The sequence below is a fragment of the Halorubellus salinus genome, from assembly GCF_020567525.1.
Classification (GTDB): Archaea; Halobacteriota; Halobacteria; order Halobacteriales; family Natrialbaceae; genus Halorubellus; species Halorubellus salinus.
In genome coordinates this window covers 290,462-302,988 of record NZ_JAJCVI010000004.1, presented here as the reverse complement: position 1 = coordinate 302,988, position 12,527 = coordinate 290,462, and the positions used below count along the sequence as shown (strand labels likewise).

Annotated in this window: 13 protein-coding genes; 6 read left to right on the top strand and 7 right to left on the bottom strand. The window is 70.8% G+C overall.

Annotated features, from left to right (window positions below; genetic code table 11):
* Positions 1-4: 4 nt before the first annotated feature.
* Positions 5-1,072: a GNAT family N-acetyltransferase gene (locus tag LI336_RS12755; protein ID WP_227133517.1), complete on the bottom strand. Its 1,068-nt coding sequence runs from the start codon at positions 1,070-1,072 to the stop codon at positions 5-7.
* A gap of 2 nt (positions 1,073-1,074) precedes the next feature.
* The gene (gatD, locus tag LI336_RS12750; RefSeq protein WP_227133516.1) at positions 1,075-2,340 is read right to left on the bottom strand and encodes a Glu-tRNA(Gln) amidotransferase subunit GatD; all 1,266 of its coding nucleotides are present in this window, start codon (positions 2,338-2,340) and stop codon (positions 1,075-1,077) included.
* A gap of 371 nt (positions 2,341-2,711) precedes the next feature.
* Here gatD and LI336_RS12745 point away from each other — a divergent pair, with 371 nt between their 5' ends.
* On the top strand, positions 2,712-3,362 hold the full coding sequence (locus LI336_RS12745) for a DUF8526 domain-containing protein (RefSeq protein WP_227133515.1): 651 nt from the start codon (positions 2,712-2,714) through the stop codon (positions 3,360-3,362).
* A gap of 49 nt (positions 3,363-3,411) precedes the next feature.
* On the opposite strand, the gene LI336_RS12740 is transcribed toward LI336_RS12745, so the two are convergent.
* On the bottom strand, positions 3,412-3,735 hold the full coding sequence (locus LI336_RS12740; protein ID WP_227133514.1) for a hypothetical protein: 324 nt from the start codon (positions 3,733-3,735) through the stop codon (positions 3,412-3,414).
* 40 nt (positions 3,736-3,775) lie between these two features.
* Between LI336_RS12740 and LI336_RS20200 the strand changes: the two genes are divergently transcribed.
* Positions 3,776-3,901, top strand: a complete 126-nt coding sequence (locus tag LI336_RS20200; protein ID WP_264475416.1) for a hypothetical protein — start codon at positions 3,776-3,778, stop codon at positions 3,899-3,901.
* On the opposite strand, the gene LI336_RS12735 is transcribed toward LI336_RS20200, so the two are convergent.
* The gene (locus tag LI336_RS12735) at positions 3,898-4,560 is read right to left on the bottom strand and encodes an ArsR/SmtB family transcription factor (protein ID WP_227133513.1); all 663 of its coding nucleotides are present in this window, start codon (positions 4,558-4,560) and stop codon (positions 3,898-3,900) included. The genes LI336_RS20200 and LI336_RS12735 overlap by 4 nt on opposite strands.
* 60 nt (positions 4,561-4,620) lie before the next feature.
* Entirely contained in the window at positions 4,621-5,583 is a 963-nt protein-coding gene (locus LI336_RS12730; protein WP_227133512.1) for an OmpH family outer membrane protein, read from the bottom strand.
* Positions 5,584-5,963: 380 nt separating this feature from the next.
* Between LI336_RS12730 and LI336_RS12725 the strand changes: the two genes are divergently transcribed.
* Both LI336_RS12725 and LI336_RS12720 read left to right on the top strand, forming a co-directional pair.
* On the top strand, positions 5,964-6,398 hold the full coding sequence (locus LI336_RS12725; RefSeq protein ID WP_368408376.1) for a DUF5802 family protein: 435 nt from the start codon (positions 5,964-5,966) through the stop codon (positions 6,396-6,398).
* 110 nt (positions 6,399-6,508) lie between these two features.
* Positions 6,509-7,405, top strand: a complete 897-nt coding sequence (locus tag LI336_RS12720; RefSeq protein ID WP_227133511.1) for a Vms1/Ankzf1 family peptidyl-tRNA hydrolase — start codon at positions 6,509-6,511, stop codon at positions 7,403-7,405.
* A gap of 138 nt (positions 7,406-7,543) precedes the next feature.
* Here the strand turns inward: LI336_RS12720 and LI336_RS12715 are convergent, their stop codons facing one another.
* A complete protein-coding gene (locus LI336_RS12715; RefSeq protein ID WP_227133510.1) occupies positions 7,544-9,316 on the bottom strand; it encodes a sensor histidine kinase in 1,773 nt (590 codons plus the stop codon).
* A gap of 322 nt (positions 9,317-9,638) precedes the next feature.
* On the opposite strand from LI336_RS12715, the gene LI336_RS12710 reads away from it, so the two are divergent.
* Positions 9,639-10,658: an N-acetyltransferase DgcN family protein gene (locus tag LI336_RS12710; RefSeq protein WP_227133509.1), complete on the top strand. Its 1,020-nt coding sequence runs from the start codon at positions 9,639-9,641 to the stop codon at positions 10,656-10,658.
* Positions 10,655-11,707, top strand: coding sequence for a dipeptide epimerase (locus LI336_RS12705; RefSeq protein ID WP_227133508.1), 1,053 nt, complete (start codon positions 10,655-10,657; stop codon positions 11,705-11,707). Before LI336_RS12710 ends, LI336_RS12705 begins: the two co-directional genes overlap by 4 nt.
* Before the next feature lie 24 nt (positions 11,708-11,731).
* Here the strand turns inward: LI336_RS12705 and LI336_RS12700 are convergent, their stop codons facing one another.
* Positions 11,732-12,451: a transcriptional regulator TbsP domain-containing protein gene (locus LI336_RS12700; RefSeq protein WP_227133507.1), complete on the bottom strand. Its 720-nt coding sequence runs from the start codon at positions 12,449-12,451 to the stop codon at positions 11,732-11,734.
* Between the last annotated feature and the right edge of the window lie 76 nt (positions 12,452-12,527).

Sequence of the window (12,527 nt, the reverse complement as noted above, 5' to 3'; positions counted from 1 at the left end):
GAGTTCACCCCAGGTGTGCGTCGTTCCGGTAGTCGGCGGTGAGGTCGGCGGCCATGACGAAGTCGGGTTCGTCGCTGATGCCGGCGCGGACGAGGCTCGCGTCGGAGACGTGGCGGGCGGTCTCCGGGATGAGGACGCGCGTCGTGGTAGCGTCCACGCTGGCGGCGTCGCGGGCGATTCCGGCGACGAGCGCGCGGAGCGCTGTCGTGGAGTCCCAGCCGGCGACGCCGTACTCGGCGTAGGTCTGCTCGACGCCGTCGTCGTCCTCGCGCTCGAAGTCCCGGACGCGATAGGAGACGGCGTGCGTTCCGCGGTCGCTCTGTACGACGACGAGCTCGCGGTCGTCGGCCGCGGTGGCGAACGAGTCGCGGGTGAGTTCGCTGACCGCCCAGGATTCCTCGTCGGTGAGCCCGAGGCCGCCGAGGTGCGCGCGGGCGTCGCTCGCCGTCCAGTACGACCACGCCGCGTTCACGTCGCTCGACAGCCGGTAGCCGTCCGGTATCGTCGCGTCCGCGTCGGGGTCGGGGTGCATCCAGCGGAACTCGGTCGCGGGCGCGAACCCGACGCCGCGCGAGTGCCCGAGGCCCGCCATGTTCCACGAGAACACCATGTTCCGCGCGACCGTCGCGCCGTGGTCGCGCGCCCAGTCCCACATCTCGTGCGTGAGTTCCTTCCCGATGCCCGCGCCGCGATAGTCGGGGTCGGTCCGCATCCCCTGGCACCACGCCTCGTGCTCGCTCAACAGGACGGTCTGGGCGATGGAGACGACCGTGCCGTCGACCTCGGCGACGCACGTGTACTGCTGGTCGTGGCGGTCGGGGTCGTCGGCCTCGATCCAGTCGTGATAGATCCGCGGGATGTAGTCGCTGCCGTCGCGGTCGCTCCACGTGTCCGCGGTGAACGCCTCGACGTCGTCGTAGTCGTCGTGGGTCGCACGCCGGTACGTCGCGTCCGCCGCCGCGGTCGCCTCGACGCCGCCGTCGGCCACGAGGTTCGTCGTCGCGTCGGTCCCGTCGGTCGCGAGATTCGTCGTCGCGTCGGTCCCGTCGGTCCGCCCCTCGTCGTCGGGCATCGTCACTCCCAGGGCACCGACCGCTCCTGTATCTCGCCGGCGAGGTCCGCTCCCATTGCCGCGGCGGGGTCGTCGCGGTTCGCGAGCACCCACATGAGCTTCACCTTCGCCGTCCCCGGGAGGATGTCCTCGCCTTCGACGACGCCGGCGTCGAGGAGGTCGCGGCCGGTGTCGTACACGCGGTCGCAGACGCGGCCTTCGAGGCACTGGCTCGTCATGACGACGGTGGTGCCGTCGTCGACGTGCGACGCCAGCGTCGGGATGAGGTCCGTGTGGACGTGCCCGAGGCCGGTGCCTTCGACGACGAGACCGTCCTTGCCCTCGCAGTACTCGAGGAACGCGGGGTCCATGCCGGGCGTGAACTTCACGAGTTCGACGTCCGACGCGAGCGCGGGTTCGATGTCGAGGTCGACGCCGTCGCGTGCCTGGTGCTCGCGGCGGAACGTGACAGCGTCCGGGTCCTCGTCGGCGGCGGCGTCGTAGTCGACGACGCCGAGCGGTGCCGCGCCGACGGTCTCGAACGCGTCGCGGCGGCTCGTGTGGTTCTTCCGGACCCTGGTGCCGCGGTGGAGCGCGCAGTCGTCGTCGCTCTCGCTCGCGTGCATGCAGAGGAGGACCTCAGCGCAATCGCTCTTGGCGGCCTCGACCGCACATACCGCGTTCATCACGTTGTCAGAGGACGGCCGGTCCGCCGAGCGCTGACTGCCCGTGAACACGACCGGGACGGGCGTGTCGAGCATGAACGCGAGCGCGGACGCGGAGTACTGCATCGTGTCCGTCCCGTGCATGACGACCACGCCGTCCGCGCCGTTCTCGATCTCCTCGTGGACGGCGTGCGCGAGCTCCTGCCAGATGCCGGGGTCCATGTTCTCGCTCAGGATGTTCGCGACGACGCGCCCGCGGTAGTTCGCGCGCCCCGCGAGGTCCGGGACGGCGCGCAGGACGTCCTCCGCGTCGAACTGCGCGGTCACCGCACCGGTGCGGTAGTCGACGGTGGACGCGATGGTCCCACCCGTGGAGATGAGACTGATGGTAGGGAGGTCCTCGTCGAACTCGATCGTCGAGGATTCGCCCTCGTCGGGCTCGTCGCCCTCGATGTCGTACACGCCGGACTCGAGCACGTCCACGTCGGCGTCCTCGCGCGTCACGCCGACGTTGTAGCCGCCGTCGAGCTTCACGACGAGTTGCTCCGCGTCACTCGACGGCAACAGCACGCCCTCGTACGTCTGGTCCGCGCGGTCGACGCGAACGCGGTCGCCTGGATTCATACCTCGCGGTACCGCGTGCGTGGACTTGAAGCCACTCGTTTGGCCGCAGTCGTCGGGGACGCGTCGCGGCACGCCCCGAACCCTCCCACTCGTCCCCCATCACGCGACCACCCACCCGAAGTTTACGCGAGGCGTAAAACCCGGGTGCGGTCGCTGATGCGGTCGCGGTACGGTCGCTATTGCGGTAGCGGTGCGGTACGGTCGCTATTGCGGTAGCGGTGCGGTTCGGCGCACTCACCGCGAGCGCTCGGAGAGCGCGAGCGGCCTTTTTTCAGCAACGTTTTTTCAAGGAGCGGTGCGCCGCAGGCGCACCCGACGCAGAAGAAAGGTTGTGCGAAAGGCCCATGCCGGTTCGAGAGGAAGAGGTGGGTATGAGCGACGGGTCGAAGGAGGAGACCGTCGAGAAGTCCACGGACGAGTTGCTGTCCGAGACGGACGACATCCTCAGCGGGATGGACGACGCCGGGAGCGGTGGCGCGGGCACGTCCGGTGACGCGTCTGCGAGTGATGCGGCTCTCGACGATGCGATGGCTGACCTGGACGCCGGTTCGAGGAGTCGTGAGCGGAGTGCACAGCAGGGGTCGGCGGCGAGCGCGGACGCGGCCGCGGCGACGGACGACCGTGGGTTCCGGAAGTACTTCGACCCGAAGAGCGCGGGTATCTCGGCGGTGCTGGTGTTCGCTGGGGCGATGGCGGGCGGGCTCATCCCGATCCCGTTCGTGGGTGGGCTCGCGCGCCTGCTGGGGGTCGGCGTCGGTGCGTTCGCGCACGGGCTCGGGGCGAGCGACAGCCGGTACGCGGAGACGCTCGTCGCGAGCGGCGTCGTCGGGTTCCTCGTCGCGCTCGTCACGACGAACATGTTCGTGACGCTCTCGGGTATCGGCGTGCCCATCCTCGCCGTCTCGACGGTCGCGACGATGCTCGTCGCGCTCCTCGGCCACTACTTCGGGCGGGACCTCCGCGCCGGCCTCACCGCCGACGTCGAAGGCGGCGGTGGCGACGACGACGTCCCCGGCTGGTAGTCGCGTCGAGACGCGGACCTGTCTCGCAGGCGAAGCGTATTTTCCGCAGTCAGCCAAATTCCGGCGCGTGCCAGACGTCACGCACGAGCAGTACGAGTTCGACCCGTGGCGAGCGTTCGCGCTCGCGGCGGCGACGCTCCTCGCGGTCGTCGTCGTCGTCCGCGCCGCGGCGCTCGCCGCGAACGCACTCGGCGTCGAGGCGACCGCGACGACCTACCTCGGCGTCGCCCTCCCCGTTCTCGTCCCACCGATGGCAGTCCTCCGACTGCGGTCGGACGCGCGCTTCGATCACGTCGCGTACCGGGACGCGCGGCACTCGCGGCGTCGTCCGCGACCACGCGCTCGGCGTCGTCGTCGCACTCCTCGGGTTCACGGCGTTCGTCGTCCTCCTGGGCGGCCTCCCAGACGCCGTCGTGGGCCTCCTCGCCGTCGTCGAAGGGACGCTCCTGGGGGTCACCGCGACGATGGGCGTCGCTCGCGAGTACTACGACGACGACGCACACCCCCGCTACTTCGCGCTCCTCGACCGTCTCGCCTAGTCGTCGGTGGCGAGCGTCCAGCCCTCGGGTTCGTGCGTCACGAGCCCGTTCTCCTGGAGGTCCACGAGCACTTCCTCGACCATCCCCGGCGGTGCGTCGACCGCGTTCGCGAGTTCGACGACGCTCCGCGCTTCCTGCTTCACGGCCGTGAGGACGTCCGCGTACATCCCCGAGTCCTGGCCCGCACCGACGGCCTCCGTGATGCGTTCGAGGACGTCGGTCATCCGGCCCTGCACGTACCGCTGGGCGAGCGAGAGTTCGTTCTCCAGCTCCTCCAGGCGCGCGAGGTCGCCCAATAGCTCGTCCGTGTTGTGGTCCTCGTCCGCGTCCTGGATCTCGAGCTGGAGGTGCGAGCACCGGTTGAGATTGAGGGACTTCGACGCCGGGTACGCGCTCTTCGTCGCGAACCCGTACGGCGAGACGTTCACCTCCAGTCGGAGGTTCCGCGCGATGTGGAAGTACTTCCGGCGCTGGTCGTCCGTGTGACTCTCGATGAGGCCCGCGGTCTCGAGCTTCCGGAGGTGCTCGATGACGGCCTTCGGGGAGACGCCGAGGTACTCGCTTATCTCCGTGACGTAGCACGGTTTCCGGGCGAGTAGACGGAGGATGCGCCGTCGGTTCTCGTTCCCGAGGAGGTCCAGTAAGGCCGCGGAATCCATTCAGCTATGGGTTGACGGCGAGCGCGTAAAAGAATGTCTGCTGTCGGCGACCGCGCAAGGTCAGCGCCGGCCGGCGATTCGCTGGTACAGCGACGGCGCGTGCTCGCCGCCGGTCGCGGTCAGCGCGTTCGGGCCGTTCCCGCTCCCGCCACCGTTCCCGCTGCCGTTCCCGTTCCCGCCACCGCTCCCACTGCCGCCGTCGCTTCCGCTACCACCGGGTCCACCGCCGGAGGAGTTTCCCGCGGTCACGCTCCCGTCGGAGCCGTTCGTCGTCGGTCCCTGGATGGTGTCGTTCCCGGGGTTCTCGACGGCTGGCCCGCCGGTACTGCCGTTCTTCCCGCCGGGCGTGCCGTTCCCGGGCGTGGAGTCGTTCGCGGTCGGTGCGCCGTTCCCGGTCGTCTCGTTCTGCCCGGGCGGACCGGCGCCGCCGGGACCCTTCCCGGGCGTGCCGGCGGGCGGGCCGCCGACGCCGACGCTGAGGTTCCGCGCGATGGCGGCGACCTCGGGCCCGGTCAGGTTGTTCGCGTTCGTCCGGAGTTCGTCCAGTCGCGTCGCGTTCACGCCCGCCATCCGGGCGCGGTCGCTCGTGGCGTTCAGCGCGTTCTGGAGCGCGTCGATGCGAGCGGCGAGCGCGCTCATCCGAGCGGTGTACGCGACGTCACTGAGGTTGTCCTTCTGTGCGAGCAAGCGCTCCTTCTGGTTCTGGAGCGCGTTCAGGCGGCTCTCCAGGGTCTTCGCGCGCTTGTCGACGAGCGCGTTGGCGCTCGCGTTGCTCTGATTCCACTCGGCGGCGAACATCCCCTCGTCGACGGAGGCGTTCGCGTCCGAGGCGCTCGCTTGCATGAACGCGGACACCTCCGCGCCCATACTGGCGTTGCTCCCGTTCGGTGCCGTCCCGCCGGTGTCGCCGACGGCCGGCGCCTGACTCCCGACGGTGGCAGGCCCGAGCGGGCCGGCCGCGGCGACGGAGACGGCGCCGAGGACCGCGACCAGCACGAGGGAGACGGCGAGGGTCGTTCTCATCACTTCGTCGAAGGACTGCCACACCCTAAAAGGAGGTCGTTCGTTTCGAACCGTTCACGTCGGTTTCGGGTGCGCACTCGACCGTTCAGGAGCGTTCAACCCGACGTGCGGTGTCGATTCCGCTCGTTGGCGACGGCCACGCCGACGGCGACCCAGTGCTCGGGTACCGCGAGTCGGTGCTCGGGTGCGGCGAGTCGGTGTTCGGGTGCTGGGTTCCGGTCGCGTGGTCCGTCGGATAGGCGTGGAGGCGCGCCGGTTGGACCGAGAGCGCCGTTCCTGGGGTCGCGACCGCTCGACTCGTCGGTGGTTCCGTCTGGCGTTTCGAGTCCCGAACCCCCCGGAAGGCTTTTGGTAACAAGTATCATGGACTAGGTTGCGAGATGTTCGAGGAGTTCTCAAGCGGCTACTACCTCGGGCGGCTGTACGTCACGCCGTCGCGCGAGGAGCGTGCGCTCATCGAGCGTACCACGCACGAACGGGTCAGCAAGCAACTGTACACCACCGACGCGACGGCGTCGACACCGGAGTCGCTCGTCATGAAGCTCGACACGGCGCACTTCCCGGTACACGGCGACGACGGCGTGCCAGCGGAGACACTCGCGATACCGGAGGAACTGCTCTCGTCGCTCGACGTCGGGAATCCACCGACGTTGACCGAGGTGTTCCTCGCGAAGGCCGACCGCGCCGAACAGCTCCTGCGGTTCACGCGCCCGACGACCGGCGACGACGACGACGGCAGTGGCGACGGCGCTACGCGGTTCGGACCGAGCGGGCCGCGTGGTCCGCGCGGCCCGGGTGGCCCGACCGGCACCTGACCGGATCGCTCCCGGTCCGTACGCGGACGACCGGTACCGCCGTCCGGTCGCTCGGTCTCGCGTCCCGAGTCCCGGAAGCGTCAAGGCGCCGGCCGCCGGCGTCGTAGATGATGCTCGACGAGTTGCTCGGGCGCGCCGCCCTGAAGGACCGCATCGACGAGCTCGAGGACGAGAAGCGACGGCTCCGCGAGCAGTACGAGGCCGAGGAGCGCCGGCGGTCGGAGGCGGCGAGCGCGCGCCAGGACGCCGAGGAGCGCGTGAACCGCCTCGAGGACAAGATCGCGCAGCTCGAGGGAGCGGTGGCGCGCGAACGCGACCGCGACGGCGACGCGTCGCTGTCGTACCGGCGCGTCGAGACGGTACGCGGCGAGCGCCTGGACGCGGTGCTCGCGCGCCTCCGGAGCGTGAACGCTGGCGAAGAAGGCGCGCTGACGGCGTACGTCGACGACGACGACCTCCCGGACGCGGTCGCCGAGGCGTTCGGGGACCGTGCCGCGCTCGTGCAACGCGCCGCGCCGTGTCTCGCGGTCGTGGACGACGCCGGGCTCGTGAGTGCGACCCTCGACGTCCCCGCGCCACCCGAGGCGTTCTGCGAGTGGGGCGACGAGTTCCGCGTCGACGACGAGTGGGTGCGGCCGACGGGGTCGTTCGCGCTCGCACTCGTCCGCGCCGGCGTGTTCGCCGTCGGCGAGTACGACGGCCACGACCGCCGCTCATTCCACGGGTTCCGGAGCGACGTGAAGGGCGACCACTCGAAGGGCGGGTTCTCGCAGGGGCGCTTCGAGCGTCGCCGCGACGCCCAGATCGACGAGCACCTCGCGGACTGCGAGGCCGCCATCCGCGACGTCGACGCGGACCGACTGTACGTCGTCGGCGACGCCCGACTCGTGGACGCGCTCGACGTCGACGCGACCGCGACCGCGGCCGTCGACGCCAGCGGCGACCCGAAACCAGCGCTCGACGACGCGTACTACGAGTTCTTCACGACGACGCTGCGCGTGATCTGACGGGCACGTGACGACGGACTCGCTCACCGCTCCCGCCTACAGCGTGCCGTCGTCGCCACTGATTGCTACCCTAGAGCGTGCCGTCGTCGCCACTGATTGCCACCTTAGAGCGTGCCGTCGTCGCCACTGATTGCCACCTTAGAGCGTGCCGTCGTCGCCGCGCCAGCGGTCGTCGTCCGCCTCGGGGTCGCGCGACGTTCCCGCGATGGGGAGTTCGAGCGTGACGGACGTGCCGTCGTCGACCGTTATCGACACGGTGCCGTGGAGGCGTTCGATACCCCATGCGACGATCCAGAGGCCGAGGCCGCTGCCGTGTTCGAGCGCTGATTCCTCGCCGCTGCGGAGCGCTGCCAGTTCGACGTCCGGGATGCCCGGGCCGTCGTCCGCGACCGTGAGTTCGACGACCTTGCCGTCGACGCGGCCGTCGATGCGGACCGAGCACGTGCCGTCGCGGTCGGGGGCGTGCTCGACGGCGTTCCCGTCGGGACGCCGGGAGCAGGGAGAGCCGTGTTCGACCGCGTTCTCGACGATGTTCGAGACGACGGCGTACACGACCGTGCTTCGAGCGACGGCGACGTCCGGGACGTCCACGTCGAACGTGACCGCGGGATACGCGTGGGCCGTCGAGTCGACGAGGTCGCCGACGAGTGCCGCGAGCGACCGCGTCTCGGCGGCGTCGTTCGCCATTATCGTCTCCACGGTCCGCGCCTTGTGCGAGAGTTCGACGAGTTCGTCGGCGACCGCCGCGATCTCCCTCGCGGTCGCAGCGTCTTCGCCGCCGAGTCGCGCCCCGAGTTCGCGAGCGCGCCCCGTGACGACGTTCATGTCGTTCCGGAGGTTGTGCCGGAGGACGCGATTGAGGACGGCGAGGCGTTCCTCGCGGCGCTCGGTCTCGGTGACGTCCCGGAACACGAACACGCGACCGACCTCGTGGTCGTGCTGGTCGACGACGGGCGATTGCTCGATGGCGTACCGGCGCGTGCCGTTCGCGTTCCAGAGGTGCGCGTTCTGGTCGAACGTCCCGTCGACGAGCGTGTCCTCGTCGACGAGGTCGTCGATCTCCGCGCCGAGCGCGTCGTCCGGGTCGACGTCGAGGATGCGGCCGGCGACGGGGTTGCATTCGACGACGCGGTTCCGGTCGTCGACGACGAGCACGCCGTCGCGGAGGCTCTTCGTGACGACGTGCTGGCCGAACCGGCGCGTCGCGGGGGCGTTCTCGAGGAACTCGTAGCGGAACATCGCGTTCCCGAACGCTATCGCGGACACGGCGAGCGCGTACGGCGTGACGTTCAGGCCGTGGATGGGCGTCAGGTCGACCATCGAGAACAGCGAGACGACGATGGGCGTGGCGACGCCGACGAGGAGTGCGACCGTCTGGTCGCGGTAGAGGTGGCCGGCGGTGAGGCCGAAGCGGACGATGACGGCGGCGCCGGCGAACGTGACGACGAAGAGGTAGAGGCTGAGTGCGAGCGTCAGCGGTCCGAGGTTGTGGTCGACGACGTAGAGGCCGCCGACCTCGCGGAACTCGTAGGACGACCAGACGAGCGTTCCGGGGTCGGCGAAGAGGACGGCGACGAAGACCGCGGTCGGGGCGACGAGGAGCGCGAACCGGCGGGGCGTGAGTTCGGGACCGTACCCGGAGTACTCGAACGCGAACCACAGCCAGAACACGGGGACCATCGCGGCGTACACCCAGTGCATGCGTTCGAGGAACAGTCGCGTGCCCTGTGTCTCGACGAGGAGGCCGACGCACGTCGTCGCCGCCCACGCGGCGAGGAGGACGCAGAGCGCGCCGAAGGGCCGCGACGCTGGCCGGTTGCGGTGCCGGTAGGCGGCGGCACCGAGTGCCAGCGTCGCCACCGTCGCCAGCACGAGCCCGATGACGTACGGCGACGCGAGGACCGCGAGCATCGAATCGACAGGATGTACGAGAGAATACGGCATAAAGCCTCTCGCCGATTCCGGTTGGGGTTTCCGGTAATCACCGCGACGCCTCTGTGGTACCGAAGGGTGGTCGTGGGCGAGGTCCACGTCCGACGGCGAGTGTCGGGGACGCGACAGCAATCGGTCGCCGGGCGCGTCGACTGGCGGACGTCTATGGTGAGTCGACCGACGGACGGCCGTGGTGAGTCGACCGACGGACGGCCGTAGTGGGTCGACCGACGAGCGCTCGGCCGACGCAGCACTGCCGCTACCGACAAGGTTCAAGCGAGGGGCGGTCTTCGTCGGGGGTATGCAGCTAGTCATACTCGCCCACGAGCAGTTCCCCGGGCGCGCGAAGACCGCGCTCGGCGTGCTCCGCTACGGCGACCACGACGTCGTCGCCGTCCTCGACCGCGACAACGCGGGCGACCGCGTCAGCGACCACGTCGCGGGCGTCCAGGACGCCCCCATCGTCGCGTCGATGGCGGACGCGCCGGACGCGGACGCGCTCCTCGTGGGTATCGCGCCCATCGGCGGCGGGTTCGAGGAGTCGTGGCGCGGCGACGTCCGCGCCGCGCTCGAACGCGGCGGCGACGTCGTCTCCGGCCTCCACTACTTTCTCGCAGAGGACGACGAGTTCGCCGCGCTCGCCGCCGAGCACGACTGCGAGATCGACGACGTCCGCCGGCCACCCGAGGACCTCGGGGTCGCGGAGGGCGTCGCGAGCCAGGTGGACGCCGAGGTCGTGCTCACGGTCGGCTCGGACTGCTCGGTCGGGAAGATGACCGTCACCGAGGAGCTCGCGCGCGCCGCCGAGGACCGAGGGGTGGACGCCGCCGTGGTCCCGACGGGCCAGACCGGCATCATGATAGAGGGCTGGGGGACGTGCGTCGACCGCGTCGTCAGCGACTTCACCGCCGGTGCGGTCGAGGAGATGGTGCTCGAGGTCGGCGACGACCACGACGTCCTGTTCGTCGAAGGCCAGGGGTCCATCACGCACCCGGCGTACTCCGCCGTGACGTGCGGTATCCTCCACGGCGCGCAACCCGACTCGCTCGTGCTCTGTCACGCCGCCGGCCGCGAGGTCGTCCACGGGTACGAGGACTACCCGCTCCAGGCGCCCGGGACGTACGTCGACCTCTACGAGTCCCTCGCCGCGCCCGTCCACGACGCGGACGTCGTCGCCGGCGCGCTGAACACCGTGGACGTCGACGACGACGGCGACGCCCGGAGCGCGGTCGCGGCGTACGAGACCGCGCTCGACGTGCCCGCGGGCGACCTCGTCCGGTTCGACGACGACCGCGAGCGCGTCCTGGAGGCGGTGCTATGACCCTGGAGTTCGACGTCGAGCGCGTCGACCTCCCGCTCGCGGACACGTTCACCATCTCCCGCGGGAGCCAGGACGTCGCGGAGAACGTCGTCGTTCGCGTTCGCGACGACGCCACTGGTGAGGATGGGAGCGACGCCGTGGTTGGCGTGGGCGCGGCCGCGCCGTCGCGCCACTACGGCGAGACCGCGGCGACCGTCGAGGCGGTGCTCCCCGACCTCGAAGCCGCCGTCGCGGACGTCGACCCGTTCCAGACGCGCCGGATAGAGGCCGAATGCGAGCGCGCGGTGCACGACAATCCGGCCGCGCGCGCCGCGGTCAGCATCGCGGTCCACGACCTCGTCGCGAAGCGCCTCGACGTCCCACTCCACCGGTATCTGGGTCTCGACCCCGCGAGCGCGCCGGACACGTCGTTCACCATCGGGCTGGACACGACCGACCGCATCCGGGAGAAGGCCGAGGCCGCGGCGGCGGCAGGCTACGGGACGCTGAAGGTGAAGGTCGGCACGGACCGCGACCGCGCCGTCGTCGACGCCGTCCGCGAGGGCGCGCCGGACGCCACCCTCCGCGTGGACGCGAACGAGGCGTGGACCCCGAAAGAGGCGGTGCGGAAGGCAGACTGGCTCGCGGACGCGGGCGTCGAGTTCGTCGAACAGCCCGTCCCCGCGACCGACCCGGAGGGCCTCCGGTACGTCTACGAGCGGTCGCCGCTCCCCATCGCGGTCGACGAGTCCTGCGTCACCGCGAGCGACGTCCCACAGATCGCGAATCGCGCGGACATCGTGACGTGCAAGCTCATGAAGTGCGGTGGCGTGCAGGCCGCCCGCGACCTCTTCGCCGCCGCACGAGCGCACGGCCTGGAGACGATGCTCGGGTGCATGGTCGAATCGAACGCCGCCATCGCCGCCGGCGCGCACCTCGCGCCGCTGTGCGACCACGTCGACCTCGACGGGTCGCTACTGCTCGCCGACGACCCCTACGACGGCCCCGTCCGCGAGGGCGGCGCCATCGCGTTCGACGAGCACGCCGGCACGGGCGCCGTCGAGCGCTGACGGCGAGCGAGCCCGCGGGTCGATTCAGGCGACTGCAGTGGTTGCGGCCGCGGCGACGTCTTCGGGGTCGGCGGTCGCGAGGCGGTCGTCGGCGAGCGCGAACGCGTCGGGGTCGAGCAGGCCGGCGGTCGCGAGGTCGTCGACGCGCGCGTCGACGGACGCGGGACTGGCGAGGCCGCTGTCGGCCGCCCAGTCCCGCAACTCGTCGGCGTCGACGTCGGCGCGTGCCGCGGCGAGGACGGCGGCGGTCGCGGCGTCGGAGTCGCCGGTGGCGCGTGTCCGCCCCATCGCGTCGTGGATGGCGGTGAAGTCCGCGGCGGCGTCGGTGCCGGCGACGCGCTCGAACCCGGCACCGAACGCGTTCACGGTACGCGCGGGCTCCGGGACCGCGAACCCGAGACGGACGTAGACGCCGCGGAAGACGAGGTACCCGCCGACGAGCACGCCGACGGCGGCGACCGCGAGGAACCACGGCGCGGGGTTCGTGCGGGCGGCGACCGCGACGACGGTCACGGTCGCGATGACGAGCAGGAGCGTCTCGAGCGCCGCGATGAGGATGTTCGCGGCCTTCGACGGGTCGAGGAGCCGCGAAGGCTCGCGGAGGTCGGCGCGCGTCAGGTACGCGACGTCGTCGACGAACAGCTGCCCGCGGCCGCCGCGCGCGTCGAACCGCCCGGCGTACAGTCCCCACGCACCCACGGCCAGCAGCACGCCGAGGCCAGCCGTGACGAACCCGTCGAGCATGACGATGCAACCATCCGAAGTCGGAGTATTAAGATTATGGGTCGCGCCGGCTCGAATTAGCCGCCGGTCGTCGCCC